Below are 18,496 nucleotides of genomic sequence, written 5' to 3' on the forward strand. Positions count from 1 at the left end.
ATACCGACGGCGGTGGCCAGCCTGGTGAAGCTGGTGTTGGTTGCCGCTGCGGTAGTTACTTTTTAAACACAACCGAAGGACACCACCTGTGGCACTCGAAGTGTTGACCGACCTTAAGAAGGTCCGCAACATCGGCATCATGGCTCACATCGATGCCGGCAAGACCACCGTTACTGAGCGCATCCTGTTCTACACCGGTATTAACTACAAGATCGGTGAGACTCACGATGGCGCCTCGACGATGGACTGGATGGAGCAGGAGCAGGAGCGCGGTATTACCATTACCTCCGCTGCTACCACCTGTTTCTGGAAGAAGAACCAGATCAACATCATTGACACCCCCGGACACGTGGACTTCACGGTTGAGGTTGAGCGCTCTTTGCGTGTGCTCGACGGCGCCGTGGCTGTCTTCGACGGTAAGGAAGGTGTCGAGCCTCAGTCTGAGACCGTATGGCGTCAGGCTGACAAGTACAACGTGCCCCGCATCTGCTTCATCAACAAGATGGACAAGCTGGGTGCTAACTTCGACTACTCCGTTAAGACCATTCGTGAGCGTCTACACGCCACCCCGCTGGTGATTAACTTCCCCATCGGCGCTGAGAACGAGTTCTCTGGTGTAGTTGACGTGATCGAGATGCGCGCTGTGCGCTTCCCGGAGAAGGACGCCGACGGTAAGGAAACCCGTGGCTCCGTCGTCGAATACGAAGAGATCCCCGAAGACCTACGCGACCAGGCCGAAATCCTGCGCACCGAGCTAGTTGAGGCTGTTGCCGAGACCAGCGAAGAGCTAATGGAGAAGTACCTCGAAGGTGAAGAACTCACCATTGAGGAAATCAAGGCCGGTATCCGTAAGCTGACCATCGCCGGTGAAGCTTTCCCGGTTCTGGCCGGTAGCGCCTTCAAGAACAAGGGTGTGCAGTGCATGCTGGACGCCGTCATTGACTACCTGCCCAGCCCGCTGGACGTGCCCGACGTAACCGGTCACAAGGTAGGCGACGAGGAGACCGAGCTGACCCGTCCCGCCGACGAGAACGCCCCCTTCTCCGCCCTGGCATTCAAGGTTGCCGCCCACCCGTTCTACGGCAAGCTAACCTACGTACGTGTTTACTCCGGCAAGGTAAGCCAGGGTGAACAGGTACTAAACGCCACCAAGGGTAAGAAGGAGCGCGTCGGTAAGCTCTTCCAGATGCACTCCAACAAGGAGAACCCGGTCGAGACCGCTCACGCCGGTCACATCTACGCTTTCATCGGCCTCAAGGACGTCACCACCGGTGACACCCTGTGCGCCCAGAGCGACCCGATCGTGCTTGAGTCCATGACCTTCCCGGACCCGGTTATCCACGTGGCCATCGAGCCCAAGACCAAGGGTGACCAGGAGAAGCTGTCGACCGCTATTCAGAAGCTGTCCGACGAAGACCCCACCTTCACCGTGCGCCTGGACGAGGAAACCGGCCAGACCGTTATCGGTGGTATGGGTGAGCTACACCTGGACATTCTGGTTGACCGTATGCGTCGTGAGTTCAAGGTTGAGGCTAACGTGGGTGCTCCCCAGGTTGCCTACCGTGAGACCATCCGCAAGAAGGTCGAGAAGGTCGAATACACTCACAAGAAGCAGACTGGTGGTTCCGGTCAGTTCGCTAAGGTTCAGGTCACCTTCGAGCCGCTCGACCCGAGTGAAGTTGAAGAAGGCGAACACTACCTGTTCGAGAACGCCGTCACCGGTGGTCGCGTGCCGCGTGAGTACATCCCCAGCGTCGACGCCGGTATCCAGGACGCCATGCTCAATGGTGTACTGGCTGGCTACCCGATGGTGGACGTCAAGGCTACCCTGATCGATGGTGCCTACCACGAGGTTGACTCCTCCGAAATGGCATTCAAGATCGCCGGTACCATGGTGTTCCGTGAGGGCGCCAAGAAGGCCTCCCCGGTTCTGCTAGAGCCGATCATGGCCGTCGAGGTGCGTACTCCTGAGGAGTACATGGGTGACGTTATCGGTGACCTTAACTCTCGCCGTGGCACCATCCAGTCCATGGAAGACGCCGTGGGTGTAAAGGTTATTCGCGCCCAGGTGCCGCTAAGCGAAATGTTCGGTTACGTTGGTGACCTGCGTTCCAAGACTCAGGGACGTGCCGTGTACACCATGACCTTCGACTCCTACGCCGAGGTTCCCCGCAACGTGGCCGACGAGATCATCGCCAAGGTTCGCGGTAACTGATTGTTCCTAGGGAAAGGGGCGACCACGGCAGGCAGTTAGCTACAGGCTAATCCGCTGCTCGACGTCGTCGCCCCCGCCCCCACCGCCCGGTAGGCCCCCCAACAGGCCAAGTGATAACTAGAAAACCCTCTAGATCATGTCAACTAGCGCCGGGCACCCTATTCCGATAGATTCAACTCATAATTTCCTGTAGGTCTAAGCGCCCACAAGCCGGTATCATTGGCATGTCGCGTATGCGTAGATCTACCCGAGTCCAGGAGGACACAAGTGGCAAAGGCCAAGTTCGAACGTAAGAAGCCGCACGTTAACATCGGTACCATCGGTCACGTTGACCACGGTAAGACCACTCTGACCGCCGCCATCTCCAAGGTGCTGCACGACAAGTACCCGGACCTAAACGAGGAGTCCCCCTTCGACTCCATCGACAAGGCTCCTGAGGAGAAGCAGCGCGGTATTACCATTAACATCGCGCACATCGAGTACGAGACCGAGAAGCGTCACTACGCTCACGTGGACGCCCCCGGTCACGCTGACTACATCAAGAACATGATCACCGGTGCTGCTCAGATGGACGGCGCCATCCTGGTTGTGGCCGCCACCGACGGTCCGATGGCCCAGACCCGTGAGCACGTTCTGCTAGCCCGTCAGGTGGGTGTGCCCGCCCTGATGGTTGCTCTGAACAAGTCCGACATGGTGGACGACGAAGAGCTTCTCGACCTGGTCGAGATGGAGGTTCGCGAGCTGCTGAGCAGCCAGGACTACGACGGCGACAACGCCCCCGTAATCCGCGTCTCCGCTCTGAAGGCTCTGGAGGGCGACCCCGAGTGGACCAAGTCCGTTGAAGAGCTGATGGACGCCGTTGACGAGTTCATCCCCACCCCCGTCCGTGACATGGACAAGCCGTTCCTGATGCCCATCGAGGACGTCTTCACCATTACCGGTCGTGGCACCGTGGTTACCGGTCGTGTTGAGCGCGGTAAGCTCCCCATCAACTCTGAGGTTGAGATCCTGGGTATCCGCGACGCTCAGAAGACCACCGTTACCGGTATCGAGATGTTCCACAAGGCCATGGACGAGGCATGGGCCGGTGAGAACTGTGGTCTGCTGCTGCGTGGTATCAAGCGCGAGGACGTCGAGCGTGGCCAGGTTGTCTGCAAGCCCGGCTCCATCACTCCTCACACCGAGTTCGAGGGTCACGTCTACATCCTGACCAAGGACGAGGGTGGCCGTCACAACCCGTTCTACAGCAACTACCGTCCGCAGTTCTACTTCCGTACCACTGACGTGACCGGTGTTATCACCCTGCCCGAGGGCACTGAGATGGTTATGCCCGGTGACACCACCGAGATGACCGTTCAGCTGATCCAGCCCATCGCCATGGAAGAGGGCCTCGGCTTCGCTATCCGTGAGGGTGGCCGCACCGTTGGTTCCGGCCGTGTTACCAAGATCATCAAGTGAACTGATTGATCTTTAACTGATATCCCCGGTGCCCCCCAGTGGGTGCCGGGGATATTTGTATCTACAGGTAGTGCAAATACAGGCAAAATCGTCCCTTCCCTATGATTTTTTCATGGGGTTTTATAGGCAACGGACGAAATGTCAGTATTTGTGAACAGGCATGAGGATGGCAGGGTAAGCCTGGCTGGGGGGTAAGCCTGGCTGGGGTTGGCAGGGTAAGCCTGGCTGGGGCAAGACTGGCTGGGGTTGGCAGGGTAAGCCTGGCTGGGCTGATGCTGCTGGGAAGGTGTACCAGGGTTGGTGGCCGACGGCGGTAGTGCAGGTTTTAGGGGAGAGCGTCGTCGTCATTTTGTTTTTCAGATACCGCTTGGCTAACAGGAGTCAGTGCCAACTAACGACGGCGCCGCTGGAGTACGTTGGTGATGTTTAGTCCCAGCCGACCGGGGCTGCACCAGAGGCGGGGGAGTGGGCGGCGTCGTCGATGTGGTAGGAGTTGGCGATGAAGTAGGGTTGGCGATGTGCCCGGGAGACGGATGCCCCCAGCTGGCGAAGACCAGGAGACACCTAACTGTCGGCCGCGCTTCTGCAATATTGTCTGTTGGACCTGCCCGTGAGCTCTGCTTATTGGTTGGCTTGTCTGCGGGGGCTGCCGGGTCTGCTGGGCCTGTTGGGTCTGTCGGGCCCTCCGGCTTGTTGTAATGCTGTCCCTGCTTAAATATTGTCTGCCGAAATACTGACTGCCGCAGTGCTGCCTACACTCTGAGCCTGCCCTGCCAGTCAACCCTGTCTGCCGAGCTACTTTGCCTGCCTGGCCCGCCAGCCATCTCTGCTGCTTTGCCTGTTCACAAATACTGACATTTCGTCCGTTGCCTATAAAACCCCATGAAAAAATCATAGGGAAGGGATGATTTTGCCTGTATTTGTGGCACTGATTTTGCCTATGGATGATGCATGGATAGTGCAGAGTGCTGGGCTTCACAAACATAAAGTGATGCAGTGCCTTAACCACTGCGGCCTAACGCTGGTAAGTTAGAGGGGTTGCTTGGGGCTTGCCCTGCGCAGCCGCTGTATCTCGGTTGGTCGCCTTCCGAGCAATGCAGTGATTGTCTGACGGACGCAACGCAAGTTGTGAATTCCGTGTGTCCAGACTGGTTCGCAATCCTTTTAATTACTTAATAGGGGCTTGGTGAGTCGCGGCATGCGACACGCCCGAGCGCGTGGACCGGTCGTCAAGAAGAAAGAGGTTAGGCGCCATGGCGGGACAGAAGATCCGCATCCGGCTAAAGTCCTACGACCACGAGGTCATCGACTCCTCGGCGCGTAAGATCGTCGACGTCGTAACTCGCGCTGGTGCGACGGTCGTAGGCCCAGTGCCGCTGCCGACCGAGAAGAACGTATTCTGCGTTATCCGGTCTCCGCACAAGTACAAGGACAGTCGTGAGCACTTTGAAATGCGTACTCACAAGCGACTGATCGACATTATCGACCCGACTCCCAAGGCTGTTGACTCGCTGATGCGTCTCGACCTGCCTGCAGATGTCAACATCGAAATCAAGCTCTGAGGATTGCTACACCATGACTACGCAGAACAAGAGCCGTAAGGCTCTGCTGGGCACCAAGCTCGGCATGACGCAGATCTGGGATGAGAACGGCGTCCTCCGCCCCGTCACCGTTGTGCGTGTCGACACTAACGTCGTCACCCAGCTGCGCACCGTTGAAAACGACGGCTATGAAGCCGTACAGCTTGCTTTTGGTGAGCTAAAAGAAAACAAGGTCACCAAGCCCATGGCTGGTCACTTTGCCAAGGCTGGCGTGTCCCCGCGCCGCCACGTTGCTGAAATTCGTACCTCCGTTGAGGGCCTAGAGCTAGGTCAGGAACTGACCGCCGAGGTCTTCGCCGACGGCGAGCTGGTGGACGTCACCGGCACCACCAAGGGTAAGGGTTTCGCTGGTGTTATGAAGCGTCACGGCTTCAAGGGTGTTTCCGCCTCCCACGGTGCACACCGCAACCACCGTAAGCCCGGTTCGGTAGGCGCTTGCGCCACTCCCGGTCGCATCTTCAAGGGTCTGCGCATGGCCGGTCGTATGGGCCACGCGCGCCGTACCGTTCAGAACCTAAAGGTCCGCGGCGTGGACGCTCAGAAGGGCTACATCCTCGTCAACGGCGCCATCCCCGGCCCCAAGGGTGCCGTGGTACTGGTTCGCTCCGCTGTGAAGGGAGCCTGAAAGCATGTCTGACGTAATCAACGTTGACATCGTTGACTCCAAGGGTGAAAAGACCGGCACCGCCGCTCTGCCCGCCGAGATCTTCGATGTAGAAACCAACATCGCCCTGATGCACCAGGTTGTGACTGCTCAGTTGGCTGCTGCCCGCCAGGGCACCCACGCCACCAAGACTCGCGGCATGGTCCGCGGTGGTGGTCGCAAGCCTTACCGTCAGAAGGGTACCGGTCGCGCTCGTCAGGGTTCGACCCGTGCACCGCAGTTCGCCGGTGGTGGCACCGTCCACGGCCCGCAGCCGCGTGACTACAGCCAGCGCACCCCCAAGAAGATGAAGGCTGCTGCTCTGCGTGGCGCCCTGTCTGACCGCGTGCGTAACGGCCGCCTGCACGTAATTACTGAGTTCGTCACCGAGAGCAAGCCTTCTACCAAGGCCGCTCTGAGCGCTCTACGCAACATCAGCACTCGCAAGAGCCTGATCGTTCTGGACCGCGCCGACGAACTGAGCGCCCTGAGCTTGCGTAACGCCCCTGAGGCACACATTCTCTGGGCCGACCAGCTGAACACCTACGACGTTCTCGTTAACGACGACGTCGTCTTCACCACCGCTGGCCTGGACGCTTTCCTGGGCAAGGGTGAGGAGGAGTCCAAGTGAGCCTCGAATCCAGCAAGAACCCGCGCGACGTCATCGTCGCCCCCGTGGTCTCTGAGAAGTCCTACGCCTGCATGGACCGCGGTCAGTACACCTTCCTGGTGGCGCCTTCGGCCAACAAGACCGAAATCAAGAACGCCATTGAGACCATCTTCGACGTGAAGGTGGCTTCGGTGAACACCGCTAACCGCAAGGGCAAGAGCCGCCGCACCCGTTTCGGGATCGGCAAGCGCAAGGACACCAAGCGCGCGATCGTCACGCTGCGCGAGGGGACCATTGACATCTTTGGCGAAGTAGCTAACTGAGGCTACGAGAGGTAAAGGATCGAAATGGCAATCCGTAAGTACAAGCCGACGACGCCCGGCCGTCGTGGCTCCTCCGTGGCAGACTTCGTTGAGGTCACCCGTAGCGAGCCCGAGAAGTCCCTGGTTCGTCCCCTATCCAAGACTGGTGGCCGTAACAACAACGGCCGCGTGACCACCCGTCACAAGGGTGGCGGTCACAAGCGCGCTTACCGTGTGATCGACTTCCGTCGTCACGACAAGGACGGCGTTCCCGCCAAGGTCGCTCACATCGAGTACGACCCCAACCGCACCGCCCGCATCGCCCTACTGCACTACGCAGACGGCGAGAAGCGCTACATCATCGCCCCCAACAAGCTGTCCCAGGGTGACCGCGTTGAGTCTGGCCCCGAGGCCGACATCAAGCCCGGTAACAACCTACAGCTGCGTAACATCCCGGTTGGTACCGTGGTGCACGCTGTTGAGCTGCGTCCCGGTGGCGGCGCCAAGCTGGCTCGTAGCGCGGGTACCTCCGCCCAGCTAGTAGCTAAGGAAGGCAAGTACGCTACCCTGCGTCTACCTTCCGGCGAAATCCGCATGGTTGAGGTTGCTTGCCGCGCCACCGTTGGTGAAGTCGGCAACGCCGAGCAGTCCAACATCAACTGGGGTAAGGCCGGCCGTATGCGTTGGAAGGGCGTCCGCCCGACCGTACGTGGTGTGGTTATGAACCCGGTTGACCACCCCCACGGTGGTGGTGAGGGTCGTACCTCTGGTGGTCGTCACCCTGTTTCGCCTTGGGGTAAGCCCGAAGGCCGTACCCGTCGTCCCAACAAGTCCAGCGACCGCCTCATCGTGCGTCGTCGTCGGACCGGCAAGAAGCGCTGATAGGAGCCTGATATGCCGCGTAGTTTGAAGAAGGGTCCCTTCGTCGACGAGCACCTGCAGAAGAAGGTAGACGCTCAGAACGAAAAGGGCACCCACAACGTCATCAAGACCTGGTCCCGCCGCAGCGTGATCACCCCTGACTTCCTAGGGCACACCTTCGCCGTCCACGACGGTCGCAAGCACGTGCCGGTGTTCGTCACCGAGTCCATGGTTGGTCACAAGCTGGGTGAATTCGCCCCGACCCGCACCTTCCGCGGGCACGTCAAGGACGACCGCAAGTCGCGCCGCTGACGGACCTGAAGAAGAGAGGCAAGAAACATGGAAGCTAAGGCGCAGGCCAAGTACGTGCGCTGCACGCCGATGAAGGCTCGTCGAGTCATCAACGTCGTTCGCGGCAAGAACGCGCTAGAGGCCACCAACGTGCTGCGCTTTGCCCCGCAGGCTGCTGCCGTGCCGGTGCGCAAGGTCGTCGAGTCAGCTATCGCTAACGCCCGCGTTAAGGCGCAGGCCGCCGGCGAGACCTTCCGCGAGGAAGAGCTGCTAATTCTTGAGGCTTACGCTGACGAGGGCCCGACCCTCAAGCGATTCCGTCCCCGCGCCCAGGGGCGCGCTTCGCGAATCCTGAAGCGTACCAGCCACATCACCGTAGTCGTCGGCACCAAGGACGACGCTAAGAAGGAAGGGGCCCGCTAATGGGGCAGAAGGTCAACCCGACCGGGTTCCGCCTGGGCGTCACCACTGACCACCGTTCGCGCTGGTTCTCTGACTCCAAGAAGAGCGGTCAGCGTTACCGTGACTTCGTAGCCGAGGACATCGAGATCCGCCGTCTACTGAACACTGGTCTGGAGCGCGCTGGTATCGCCCGTATTGACATCGAGCGCACCCGCGACCGCGTCCGCATCGACCTACACACCGCCCGCCCGGGTATTGTGATCGGCCGTCGCGGCGCCGAGGCTGAGCGTCTACGCGCCCAGCTAGAGAAGCTCACCGGCAAGCAGGTTCAGCTCAACATCCTCGAGGTCAAGAACCCCGAGATCGAAGCTCAGCTGGTTGCCCAGGGCATCGCCGAGCAGCTGGCCAGCCGTGTCTCGTTCCGTCGCGCCATGCGTAAGGGTATGCAGTCCGCTATCCGCTCTGGCGCCAAGGGCGTGCGTGTGCAGTGCTCTGGCCGTCTAGGCGGCGCCGAGATGAGCCGCAGCGAGTTCTACCGTGAGGGCCGCGTGCCGCTGCACACCCTGCGTGCGAACATCGACTACGGCTTCTACGAGGCCAAGACCACCTTCGGCCGTCTGGGTGTGAAGGTGTGGATCTACAAGGGTGACGTCACCGAGCGTGACTTTGCCCGTCAGCAGGCCGAGGCCGCTCCTCGTGGCCGTCGTGGCGAGCGTCGTGGACGCCGCAACGACCGTGGCCCGCGTAACAACAGCGAGCAGCGGACCGAGCAGGCGCCGGTCGCCGAGGGCGCTGCCACCGAGCAGGGAACGGAGGCCTGAGCCGTGCTCATTCCCCGTCGGACTAAGTTCCGCAAGCAGCACCGCCCGCACCGTACGGGCCTAAGCAAGGGCGGCAACCAGCTCGCCTTCGGTGACTACGGCATTCAGGCTCTAGAGCCCGCCTACATCACCAACCGTCAGATTGAAGCGGCCCGTATCGCCATGACCCGTCACATCAAGCGTGGCGGTAAGGTGTGGATCAACATTTTCCCGGACCGCCCGCTGACCAAGAAGCCCGCCGAAACCCGTATGGGTTCCGGTAAGGGTGCCCCGGAGTGGTGGATCGCCAACGTCAAGCCCGGACGCATCATGTTCGAGCTGGCTGGTGTTCCCGAGTCGCTGGCTCGCGAGGCCATGAGCCGCGCCCAGCACAAGCTCCCTATGAAGACCCGTTTCGTTACTCGTGAGGGTGGTGACAACTGATGGCTATCGGTTCCAAGGATCTTACGCCCTCCGACCTGGACGGTATGGACAACGAGCGTCTGGCTGAGGAGCTCACCAAGGCTAAGGCCGAGCTTTTCAACCTGCGTTTTGCCGCTGCCACCGGTCAGCTAGAGGACCGTGGCCGTCTCAAGGCCGTGCGTCGCGATATCGCCCGCATTTACACCATTGTGCGCGAGCGTGAGCTCGGTATCCGCACCGCGCCCAGCTCTGAGGAGGCCAAGTGAGCGAGCAGACCGCCGCTGAGGCTACCGAGCGCAACCACCGCAAGGTGCGTCGCGGCTACGTAGTCTCCGACAAGATGGACAAGACCGTTGTAGTCCTGGTCGAGGAGCGCTACAAGCACTCCCTATATGGCAAGGTGCTACGTCGTTCCAAGAAGGTAAAGGTGCACGACGAGGCCAACTCGGCGCACGTCGGCGACCTGGTTTCGATCATGGAGACCCGTCCGCTATCCGCCACCAAGCGCTGGCGTCTAGTGGAGATCGTGGAGAAGGCCAAGTAAGGCTGCCATGGTCGGCGAGTGGGCTGCGGCCTACTCGCACCTGATCTGAGGGTGCGGTTCCGGTTTACCGGGGCCGCACCCTTTTCTTTATCGACGACGGCGGTATCGACGACGGCGCCCGGCGGCTGCATCCACCCGCGCCCGGCTGTGTCCGCCTGTGCTCGACGGTGCCCGGTGCGCCGGGCTGTGCCAGCCCTGCCCCGCAGCGCTACCCGCTCCGGCGTCGTCGTCGAGAGCACGGTCTCGATTTCCAGCGCCACCTGGGGCTTTGCGTTACGGGGGAGGAGCAGCTTAGACGGTGGTGAGCAAATGCATAGGCGACAGGACCCCTTAGCGTCTTTTGCGCCGTCGGGCAATACCGATAAACTAGCCAAGTTGTACGTCTAGAGCTTTATGCCAGAGACCTCCACGTATGTGTCTGTGTCTGGCTCTCTAGAGTCACCCTCTTGGCCTAACCCAGCCAACGGTGGCTAGTGCAAAGTACCATTGAACGTTCGGCTAGGCTCGCGTGCTGCGCGAGAACCAGCTCGACGACAGGAGAATTGTAAATGATCCAGCAGGAGTCACGACTAAAGGTCGCTGACAACACTGGTGCCAAGGAAATCCTTTGCATCCGTGTTCTCGGTGGCTCTGGTCGTCGCTATGCGGGTATTGGTGACACCATTGTCGCCACCGTCAAGGACGCCATTCCTGGCGGCAACGTCAAGAAGGGCGATGTCGTTAAGGCCGTGGTAGTGCGCACCCGCAAGGAGCGCCGCCGTCCCGACGGTTCCTACATCCGCTTCGACGAGAACGCTGCCGTAATCCTCAAGAACGATGGCGAGCCCCGCGGTACTCGTATCTTTGGCCCCGTCGGCCGTGAGCTGCGCGAGAAGAAGTTCATGCGCATCGTTTCCCTGGCCCCGGAGGTGATTTGATCCATGGCGCGTATCAAGAAGAACGACCAGGTCATCGTTATCGCCGGTAAAGACAAGGGTAAGACCGGGCGTGTACTGAAGGTTATCCCCGAGACCAACCGCGTCATCGTGGAGGGTGTCGGTCGCGTAACCAAGCACACCAAGGTTGGCCAGAGCGCCAACGGTTCCCGCACTGGCGGCATTGAGACCGTTGAGGCCTCGATCCACGCCTCTAACGTTATGCTCGTTGACCCCGAGACCAAGCAGCGCACCCGCGTTGGCTTCCGTCTTGAGGAGGGCGAGCGCCCCAACGGCCGTAAGCGCACCATCCGCGTGCGTTACGCCAAGAAGTCCGGGAAGGACGTGTGAGCATGACTGAGAAGATCACTCCCCGTCTAAAGACTAAGTACGCTGAGGAGGTGCGCCCCGCTCTGTTGGCTGAATTCAAGCACGCCAACGTCATGGAGGTGGGTGGCATCGCCAAGGTAGTGGTCAACATGGGTGTGGGCGAGGCCGCTCACGACTCTAAGCAGATCGAGGGCGCTGCCCGCGACCTAGCTGCCATCACTGGCCAGAAGGCTCAGATCACCAAGGCACGCAAGTCCATCGCGCAGTTCAAGCTGCGTGAGGGCCAGCCCATCGGTGCTTACGTCACCCTGCGTGGCGACCGCATGTGGGAATTCCTGGACCGCCTGATTTCCATCTCGCTGCCCCGTATCCGCGACTTCCGTGGGCTGAGCCCCAAGCAGTTCGACGGTAACGGTAACTACACCTTCGGTCTGACCGAGCAGTCCGTGTTCCACGAGATTGAGCAGGACAAGATCGACCGCGTACGCGGTATGGACATCACCGTGGTTACCACGGCCAAGACTGACGAGGAAGGCCGCGCTCTGCTGAAGAAGCTCGGCTTCCCCTTCAAGGAGAAGTGACATGGCAAAGACCGCTCTGATCCAGAAGGCGAACCGTAAGCCGAAGTTTGCTGTACGTGCCTACACTCGCTGCCAGCGTTGTGGCCGTCCCCACTCGGTCTACCGTAAGTTCGGCCTGTGCCGTATCTGCCTGCGCGAGATGGCCCACAAGGGCGAGCTCCCGGGCGTAACCAAGAGCAGCTGGTAAACCTCTACGTCGTAGGTCCGCGAGGAAACCACGACGAGAAAGGGCGACAGGCCCACTAATGACTATGACAGACCCGATCGCAGACATGCTAACCCGTCTGCGTAACGCCAACCAGGCCCACCACGACTCGGTGTCGATGCCCTCGAGCAAGCTCAAGGTCAACATCGCCTCCATCCTAAAGTCCGAGGGCTACATTGCCGACTACGCCGTCGCTGACGCCGAGGTAGGCAAGACGCTGACCCTGTCCCTGAAGTACGGGGCTAACCGTCAGCGCGCCATTCAGGGTGTACGCCGCATCTCCAAGCCCGGTCTGCGCGTGTACGCCAAGTCCACCAACCTGCCCAAGGTTCTAGGCGGCCTCGGGGTGGCCATTTTGTCCACCTCCTCTGGTCTTCTAACCGACAAGCAGGCCGAGAACAAGGGTGTCGGCGGGGAAGTCCTCGCCTACATCTGGTGAGAACGGAGGATAACTAATGTCTCGTATTGGACGACTCCCCGTTCCTGTTCCGGCAGGTGTGGACGTGACCATTAACGGTCAGGACATCACCGTGAAGGGCCCCAAGGGCACCCTTTCACGTACTATCAGCGAGCCGATCTCTATCGCCCGCGCTGAAGACGGCTCCATTGTCGTCACCCGCCCCGACGACGAGCGTACCTCTCGCTCTCTGCACGGCCTGAGCCGTACCCTGATCCACAACATGGTTGTGGGTGTTACCCAGGGTTACGAGAAGCGCCTTGAGATCGTCGGTACCGGTTACCGTGTACAGGCCAAGGGTGCCAACCTAGAGCTGGCCCTGGGCTTCTCTCACCCGGTGACTGTCGAGGCTCCTGAGGGTATCTCCCTCGCTATCGACGGCCCGACCAAGATCATCGTCTCCGGCATTAGCAAGGAGCAGGTGGGCGAGGTCGCCGCCAACATCCGCAAGATTCGTCCGCCGGAGCCCTACAAGGGTAAGGGCGTTCGTTACGCCGGCGAGAACGTGCGCCGCAAGGTCGGAAAGGCTGGTAAGTGACCATGGGTTACGCTCTCAAGAGGGGCAAGGGCAAGGCTATTGCCCGCAAGATCCGCCACCAGCGTGTGCGCAAGCACGTATTCGGTACTCCGGAGCGTCCCCGCCTGGCGGTATTCCGTTCCAACCGTCACGTGGTTGCCCAGGTTATCGACGACGTTGCTGGCCACACCCTAGCCGCTGCTTCCACCATGGAGCTAGCAGGCCAGGAAGTGGAAGGCGCCAAGATTGGTGCCGCCCGCCAGGTCGGTTTGCTGGTAGCCGAGCGCGCCAAGGCCAAGGGCATCGAAAAGGTTGTCTTTGACCGTGGTGGTAACAAGTACCACGGCCGCGTTGCGGCTGTAGCCGAGGGCGCCCGCGAAGCCGGGCTGTCCCTATGAGCACTAAGACGACTGGAAAGCAGAGGAATATCTGATGGCTGCACCGCAGCGAGGCAGGTCCGCGTCGTCCGACGGCTCGGCCCAGCGTGATGAAAAGGAACGTCAGGGTGAGGGCCGCGGCCGCCGCGACCGTAACAATGACCGCCGCGACCGTAACCGCGGCAACGACGACAAGTACATCGAGCGCGTCGTCACCATTAACCGTGTGTCCAAGGTCGTCAAGGGCGGCCGTCGCTTCACCTTCACTGCTCTGGTAGTGGTTGGTGACGGTGAGGGCACCGTGGGTGTCGGCTACGGCAAGGCTAAGGAAGTTCCCGCCGCCATTGCCAAGGGTGTGGAGATTGCGAAGAAGAACTTCTTCCACGTCCCCATGATCCGCCGCACCATTCCGCACGTAGTCCAGGGTGAGGACGCCGCCGGCGTCGTACTCCTGCGTCCGGCTTCCCCCGGTACCGGTGTTATCGCCGGTGGTCCGGTGCGCGCCGTGCTAGACTGCGCCGGTATTCACGACATTCTGTCCAAGTCTCTGGGTTCTTCGAACTCCATCAACATCGTGCACGCCACTGTTGATGCACTCAAGCAGCTAGAGCAGCCTGAGGGCGTCGCGGCTCGCCGTGGCCTGCCCCTGGAAGACGTGGCCCCGCAGTCCATGCTGCGCGCCCGCGCCGAGGGTGAGGCTGAAAAGCGTGCTGAGGCTGAGAAGAAGGAAGCCGAGAAGGCCGCTGAGGGAGTGAATGAGTGATGGCGAAGCTCAAGATTACCCAGGTTAAGTCCGGTATTGGTGGCACTCACCGTCAGCGTGAGACCCTCAAGTCGCTAGGTCTGCGCAAGATCCGCCAGACCACTGTGCGCGAGGATTCCCCCACCGTCCGTGGCATGATCGCTACGGTGGCCCACCTGGTCACCGTCGAGGAGGTCAACTGACCATGGCAGATAGCAAGAACACCGAGCAGGAGCAGAAGGTGACCGTAGTTAAGGTTCACCACCTGCGTCCGGCTGCCGGTTCCAAGAAGGCCAAGACCCGCGTGGGTCGCGGTGAAGGCTCCAAGGGTAAGACCTCTGGGCGCGGTACTAAGGGCACCAAGGCTCGTTACCAGGTTAAGGCTGGTTTCGAGGGTGGCCAGATGCCGATGCACATGCGTCTACCCAAGCTGCGTGGCTTCAAGAACCGCAACCGCGTGGAGTACCAGCCCGTTAACGTAGGCCGCATTGCCGAGCTGTTCCCCCAGGGTGGCGAGGTAAACGTAGAGGCTCTGGTTGCTGCCGGTGCCGTGCGCGCTGGTCATCTCGTCAAGGTTCTTGGCGAGGGTGACGTTAACGTCAAGCTGAACATCGTGGCTGACGCTTGGTCTGGCTCAGCCCAGGCTAAGGTTGAGGCTGCCGGCGGTTCTATCACCGCCCGCTGACTCAAGTTTTAAGCGCCAAGTCCTGCCCCGCTGGGATGTAAGTCCCAGCGGGGCAGTGCTTTACTTGGTGACGCTAAGTGCCTTGAAATGGCCGTTAAGGCTTTGGCACTTGGTGTTTTGATATCGCGTGGGCCGTTTTTAAATGTTCCACGGTATAAGATCACTACGCTAAGCGGGTTTATGATTTTGGCTTTTGGCCTGCTGGTGCAGGTAAGCTAAGCCTGCGGCGCTGCATTACTGTGGCGACGCTGCCCCCATTCACCAGGAGATGTACGAGTGCTCGCAGCATTCAAACAGGCGTTCACTACGCCAGACCTACGCCGTAAACTGCTTTTTAGCCTGTTTATCATGGCGCTATTCCGTCTAGGTTCGGTGATTCCTTCACCGGGTGTTTCGATGCGGAATGTGCGTCAGTGTATTGGCCAGTCTCAGGACGCCGGGTTGGTTTCGCTAATCAACATTTTCTCCGGCGGTGCGCTTTTGCAGCTAAGTATCTTTGCGCTGGGAATCATGCCGTACATTACGGCTTCGATTATTATCCAGCTGCTGCGAGTGGTTATCCCTCGCTTTGAGACGCTGCACAAGGAAGGCCAAGCTGGTCAAGCTAAACTGACGCAGTACACCCGTTATCTAACTATTGGTTTGGGTCTGCTGCAGTCTTCCACGATTGTGGCGACGGCGGCTAACGGCCAGCTTTTCCGTGGCTGCACCGTGCCCGTGGTTCCGGACCACTCCATTTTGACCATGACCATGATGGTGGTCACCATGACCGCTGGTACCGGCCTGATCATGTGGCTGGGTGAGTTGATCACCGAGCACGGTATGGGTAACGGTATGAGCTTGCTGATCTTCACCTCGATTGTGGCCCGCTTCCCGCAGAATATGTGGTCCATTATGGGTGGTAACGGCGGCTTCGGTAAGTTCGCTGTGGTGCTGGCGCTGGTGCTGGCAGCTACGCTGGCCGTGGTCTTCGTGGAGCAAGCTACCAGGCGTATTCCGGTGCAGTACGCCAAGCGTATGGTGGGTAGTCGCCTCATGGGTGGCTCTTCCACCTACATTCCGATCAAGATCAACATGTCGGGTGTTATTCCGGTAATTTTCGCTTCCTCGATTCTGGCCCTGCCGCAGTTGGTGAGCCAGTTCGGTAACCAGCGTGCCGGCTGGGTGCAGTGGATTGGCCGTAACCTTGGCCCCACCGACACCTTCTACATTTCGGTATATGCCGTTTTGATCTTGTTCTTTACCTTCTTCTACACCGCGATCACTTTCGACACTAAGGAAGTGGCCGACAATATGAAGAAGTACAACGGTTTTATTCCTGGCATCCGTGCCGGCGAGCCGACGGAGCGCTACCTAAGCTACGTCGTCAACCGGATCACCACAGCCGGTTCTATCTACCTGGTTGTGCTGGCACTGCTGCCCACCATTGCGGTGGCCGCAATGGGGCTGGGTTCCACTATGCCCTTCGGTGGTACCACCATTTTGATTATGGTGGGTGTGGGTCTGCAGACGGTTAAGGAAATTAACTCCCAACTTCAACAACGACACTACGAGGGATTCTTGTCATGAGTGTACGCATGGTTCTGCTTGGTCCTCCCGGGGCCGGTAAGGGCACCCAGGCTGCCCGTATTAGCGAGCGCCTAAACATCCCGGCTATTTCCACCGGTGATATCTTCCGCAAGAACATTGCTGAAGGCACTGAGCTAGGTAAGGCCGCTAAGAGCTACATCGACAAGGGCGAGTACGTCCCCAACGAGGTCACCAACGGCCTGGTGCGCGACCGTCTGCACTGGGACGACGCCGTCGAGGGCTTCTTGCTGGACGGTTACCCGCGCACCCTGGACCAGGTTGAGGAGCTTGAGCGTATGCTCGACGCCGACGGCCTGAGCCTGGATGTGGCCGTAGAGATCACCGCTGACACTGAGGAAATCGTCAAGCGCCTGCTCAAGCGCGCCACTGAGCAGAACCGCGCCGACGACACTGAGCCGGTGATTCGTCACCGCATGGAGGTCTACACCGCCCAGACCCAGCCCCTGGTTGATGTCTACCGCGACATGGGCCTGCTGGTGCAGGTTGACGGCATTGGTGACATTGACGAGGTCACTGAGCGTATCTACGCGGCGCTATCAGACAAGCTAGGCCGCCAGATCTGAAGCTGACTTTAAACCGCCGCAGCTAGCTACTAGGCTGGCTGTGGCGGTTTTTTGTGCTCATATGGCCCAGCCGCTGCTGTCTAGAGTAGAAAAGAGGCGCGTGCATGTTTGGCCGCGAAAAGATTCAAATTAAAACTCCCGCCCAGATTCGCAACATGCGTAAAGCTGGTCTGGTTGTGGCTGATATTCACGACGCCCTCAAAGCCGCTATTGCCCCCGGAGTAACCACTGCGCAGCTAGATGAGGTCAGCGCCCTGGCCATTGAAAAGGGCAAGGCTAAGTCCAACTTCCTGGGCTACTACGGCTACCCGGCCACGGTGTGCACCTCGGTGAACGAGGAGATTGTGCATGGCATTCCTGGCCAGCGGGTGCTGCAAGACGGTGACCTGCTTAGCTGCGACTGTGGTGCCTATGTGGAGGCCGACGGCGTGCAGTGGCATGGGGACGCGGCCTTTACCGCCGTCGTCGGCAACTACGCTAGCGAAACGGACAAGTACCTGGACCGCACCACCGAGCGGGCGCTGTGGGCCGCCATTGCCGCCCTGGCTGAGGCGGGGGCTAGCGGCTGGAAGGATGCGCGTATCAACCTGATCGGTGACGCCGTTGAGTCGGTAGTTTTCGACGCCGCCCAAGAAACCGGTCACGAGCTGGGGATCGTGGAGGAGTATGTGGGCCACGGCATTGGCACCAAGATGCACATGGCCCCCGACGTACTGAACTACTCGGTCAGCTCTAAAGGCGTGAAGCTACAACCGGGCATGGTGTTGGCGATTGAACCCATGATCACTGCCGGGCGCGCTAGCAATGAGACCCTGGATGATGAGTGGACTGTGGTCACCCGTGACGGCTCACGCGCAGCTCACTGGGAGCACACTGTGGCGCTTACCCCTAAGGGCGTGTGGGTGCTGACCGCGCGCGATGGGGGAGTATCTGGGCTGGAGCCTTTCAGCTTTACTCCCACCCCACTGGCTGCGTGAGCACTACCACCAGTTTTTCGCTGGCGCAAGGCTAGCTTTGTATCACTTTTGAACGGTAAACTAACCCTCTGGATTCACCTAATTTATGCCCTTTTCGGGGCGCTACCAACAGTAAGGGTGGTCCCGGCGTCGTCAAATCGCGGCGCTGCGTAACATCTAGCCGACGGAGGAACATGGCTAAGAAGGATGGAGTCATCGAGGTCGAGGGTTCGGTCGTCGAGGCCCTTCCAAATGCGATGTTCCGGGTGGAATTGGATAACGGTCACGTCGTGCTTGCTCACATCTCGGGCAAGATGCGCCAGCACTACATCCGTATCCTCCCCGAAGACCGCGTGGTTGTAGAGCTGAGCCCCTATGACCTTACCCGCGGACGCATCGTCTACCGGTACAAGTGACAACCCGCTCCTA

At 59.9% G+C, this 18,496-nt stretch carries 28 protein-coding genes; 27 read left to right on the forward strand and 1 reads right to left on the reverse strand.

Annotation, left to right across the window (positions count from 1 at the left end; genetic code table 11):
• The first annotated feature begins 88 nt into the window (after positions 1-88).
• Together fusA and tuf are read left to right on the forward strand one after the other, a co-directional pair.
• Complete coding sequence (gene fusA, locus HMPREF0045_RS07795; RefSeq protein WP_005987211.1) at positions 89-2,215, forward strand: elongation factor G; 2,127 nt, start codon at positions 89-91, stop codon at positions 2,213-2,215.
• A 267-nt stretch (positions 2,216-2,482) separates the two neighbouring features.
• Positions 2,483-3,673 (forward strand): elongation factor Tu, encoded by a 1,191-nt coding sequence (tuf, locus tag HMPREF0045_RS07800; RefSeq protein WP_005987214.1) that lies wholly within the window; start codon positions 2,483-2,485, stop codon positions 3,671-3,673.
• Between the two features lie 426 nt (positions 3,674-4,099).
• Here tuf and HMPREF0045_RS10550 read toward each other — a convergent pair whose 3' ends face one another.
• Positions 4,100-4,237 (reverse strand): hypothetical protein, encoded by a 138-nt coding sequence (locus HMPREF0045_RS10550; RefSeq protein WP_021604411.1) that lies wholly within the window; start codon positions 4,235-4,237, stop codon positions 4,100-4,102.
• Between the two features lie 689 nt (positions 4,238-4,926).
• Here HMPREF0045_RS10550 and rpsJ point away from each other — a divergent pair.
• The 25 genes from rpsJ (at position 4,927) to infA (ending at position 18,483) form a co-directional block, all read left to right on the forward strand.
• Positions 4,927-5,235: a 30S ribosomal protein S10 gene (rpsJ, locus tag HMPREF0045_RS07805; RefSeq protein WP_005987219.1), complete on the forward strand. Its 309-nt coding sequence runs from the start codon at positions 4,927-4,929 to the stop codon at positions 5,233-5,235.
• A gap of 13 nt (positions 5,236-5,248) precedes the next feature.
• Complete coding sequence (rplC, locus tag HMPREF0045_RS07810; protein ID WP_005987222.1) at positions 5,249-5,899, forward strand: 50S ribosomal protein L3; 651 nt, start codon at positions 5,249-5,251, stop codon at positions 5,897-5,899.
• 4 nt (positions 5,900-5,903) lie between these two features.
• The gene (gene rplD / locus HMPREF0045_RS07815) at positions 5,904-6,548 is read left to right on the forward strand and encodes a 50S ribosomal protein L4 (RefSeq protein ID WP_005987224.1); all 645 of its coding nucleotides are present in this window, start codon (positions 5,904-5,906) and stop codon (positions 6,546-6,548) included.
• A complete protein-coding gene (rplW, locus tag HMPREF0045_RS07820) occupies positions 6,545-6,850 on the forward strand; it encodes a 50S ribosomal protein L23 (protein ID WP_005987226.1) in 306 nt (101 codons plus the stop codon). The genes rplD and rplW overlap by 4 nt, the downstream gene beginning before the upstream one ends.
• 24 nt (positions 6,851-6,874) lie before the next feature.
• A complete protein-coding gene (gene rplB / locus HMPREF0045_RS07825) occupies positions 6,875-7,711 on the forward strand; it encodes a 50S ribosomal protein L2 (protein WP_005987228.1) in 837 nt (278 codons plus the stop codon).
• A gap of 12 nt (positions 7,712-7,723) precedes the next feature.
• Entirely contained in the window at positions 7,724-8,002 is a 279-nt protein-coding gene (gene rpsS, locus HMPREF0045_RS07830; RefSeq protein WP_005987231.1) for a 30S ribosomal protein S19, read from the forward strand.
• A gap of 27 nt (positions 8,003-8,029) precedes the next feature.
• Positions 8,030-8,404, forward strand: coding sequence for a 50S ribosomal protein L22 (gene rplV / locus HMPREF0045_RS07835; protein ID WP_005987232.1), 375 nt, complete (start codon positions 8,030-8,032; stop codon positions 8,402-8,404).
• A complete protein-coding gene (rpsC, locus tag HMPREF0045_RS07840; protein ID WP_005987234.1) occupies positions 8,404-9,204 on the forward strand; it encodes a 30S ribosomal protein S3 in 801 nt (266 codons plus the stop codon). The genes rplV and rpsC overlap by 1 nt, the downstream gene beginning before the upstream one ends.
• Before the next feature lie 3 nt (positions 9,205-9,207).
• Positions 9,208-9,627, forward strand: a complete 420-nt coding sequence (rplP, locus tag HMPREF0045_RS07845) for a 50S ribosomal protein L16 (RefSeq protein WP_005987236.1) — start codon at positions 9,208-9,210, stop codon at positions 9,625-9,627.
• Positions 9,627-9,872, forward strand: a complete 246-nt coding sequence (rpmC, locus tag HMPREF0045_RS07850; protein ID WP_005987238.1) for a 50S ribosomal protein L29 — start codon at positions 9,627-9,629, stop codon at positions 9,870-9,872. Before rplP ends, rpmC begins: the two co-directional genes overlap by 1 nt.
• Positions 9,869-10,150: a 30S ribosomal protein S17 gene (gene rpsQ, locus HMPREF0045_RS07855; RefSeq protein WP_005987240.1), complete on the forward strand. Its 282-nt coding sequence runs from the start codon at positions 9,869-9,871 to the stop codon at positions 10,148-10,150. Before rpmC ends, rpsQ begins: the two co-directional genes overlap by 4 nt.
• 548 nt (positions 10,151-10,698) lie before the next feature.
• Complete coding sequence (rplN, locus tag HMPREF0045_RS07860; protein ID WP_005987242.1) at positions 10,699-11,067, forward strand: 50S ribosomal protein L14; 369 nt, start codon at positions 10,699-10,701, stop codon at positions 11,065-11,067.
• 3 nt (positions 11,068-11,070) lie between these two features.
• Entirely contained in the window at positions 11,071-11,415 is a 345-nt protein-coding gene (rplX, locus tag HMPREF0045_RS07865; protein WP_005987244.1) for a 50S ribosomal protein L24, read from the forward strand.
• Between the two features lie 2 nt (positions 11,416-11,417).
• Positions 11,418-11,975, forward strand: a complete 558-nt coding sequence (gene rplE / locus HMPREF0045_RS07870; RefSeq protein ID WP_005987245.1) for a 50S ribosomal protein L5 — start codon at positions 11,418-11,420, stop codon at positions 11,973-11,975.
• Between the two features lies 1 nt (position 11,976).
• The gene (locus HMPREF0045_RS07875) at positions 11,977-12,162 is read left to right on the forward strand and encodes a type Z 30S ribosomal protein S14 (protein ID WP_005987246.1); all 186 of its coding nucleotides are present in this window, start codon (positions 11,977-11,979) and stop codon (positions 12,160-12,162) included.
• 58 nt (positions 12,163-12,220) lie between these two features.
• A complete protein-coding gene (rpsH, locus tag HMPREF0045_RS07880) occupies positions 12,221-12,619 on the forward strand; it encodes a 30S ribosomal protein S8 (RefSeq protein ID WP_005987247.1) in 399 nt (132 codons plus the stop codon).
• A gap of 16 nt (positions 12,620-12,635) precedes the next feature.
• Positions 12,636-13,175: a 50S ribosomal protein L6 gene (gene rplF / locus HMPREF0045_RS07885; protein ID WP_005987248.1), complete on the forward strand. Its 540-nt coding sequence runs from the start codon at positions 12,636-12,638 to the stop codon at positions 13,173-13,175.
• A gap of 2 nt (positions 13,176-13,177) precedes the next feature.
• Positions 13,178-13,552, forward strand: coding sequence for a 50S ribosomal protein L18 (rplR, locus tag HMPREF0045_RS07890; RefSeq protein WP_005987249.1), 375 nt, complete (start codon positions 13,178-13,180; stop codon positions 13,550-13,552).
• A 34-nt stretch (positions 13,553-13,586) separates the two neighbouring features.
• Entirely contained in the window at positions 13,587-14,294 is a 708-nt protein-coding gene (gene rpsE / locus HMPREF0045_RS07895; protein ID WP_005987250.1) for a 30S ribosomal protein S5, read from the forward strand.
• Complete coding sequence (rpmD, locus tag HMPREF0045_RS07900; RefSeq protein WP_005987251.1) at positions 14,294-14,476, forward strand: 50S ribosomal protein L30; 183 nt, start codon at positions 14,294-14,296, stop codon at positions 14,474-14,476. Before rpsE ends, rpmD begins: the two co-directional genes overlap by 1 nt.
• 2 nt (positions 14,477-14,478) lie before the next feature.
• A complete protein-coding gene (gene rplO, locus HMPREF0045_RS07905) occupies positions 14,479-14,958 on the forward strand; it encodes a 50S ribosomal protein L15 (protein ID WP_005987252.1) in 480 nt (159 codons plus the stop codon).
• Between the two features lie 276 nt (positions 14,959-15,234).
• Positions 15,235-16,527 carry a preprotein translocase subunit SecY gene (gene secY, locus HMPREF0045_RS07910; protein WP_005987254.1) on the forward strand — a complete coding sequence of 431 codons (1,293 nt, stop codon included), beginning with the start codon at positions 15,235-15,237 and terminating at the stop codon, positions 16,525-16,527.
• On the forward strand, positions 16,524-17,111 hold the full coding sequence (locus HMPREF0045_RS07915; RefSeq protein WP_005987256.1) for an adenylate kinase: 588 nt from the start codon (positions 16,524-16,526) through the stop codon (positions 17,109-17,111). Before secY ends, HMPREF0045_RS07915 begins: the two co-directional genes overlap by 4 nt.
• Positions 17,112-17,215: 104 nt before the next feature.
• The gene (map, locus tag HMPREF0045_RS07920) at positions 17,216-18,088 is read left to right on the forward strand and encodes a type I methionyl aminopeptidase (protein WP_005987258.1); all 873 of its coding nucleotides are present in this window, start codon (positions 17,216-17,218) and stop codon (positions 18,086-18,088) included.
• A 173-nt stretch (positions 18,089-18,261) separates the two neighbouring features.
• On the forward strand, positions 18,262-18,483 hold the full coding sequence (gene infA / locus HMPREF0045_RS07925; protein WP_005987260.1) for a translation initiation factor IF-1: 222 nt from the start codon (positions 18,262-18,264) through the stop codon (positions 18,481-18,483).
• Positions 18,484-18,496: the final 13 nt, after the last annotated feature.

This window comes from Actinomyces graevenitzii C83 (assembly GCF_000239695.1).
Lineage (GTDB): Bacteria > Actinomycetota > Actinomycetes > Actinomycetales > Actinomycetaceae > Actinomyces > Actinomyces graevenitzii.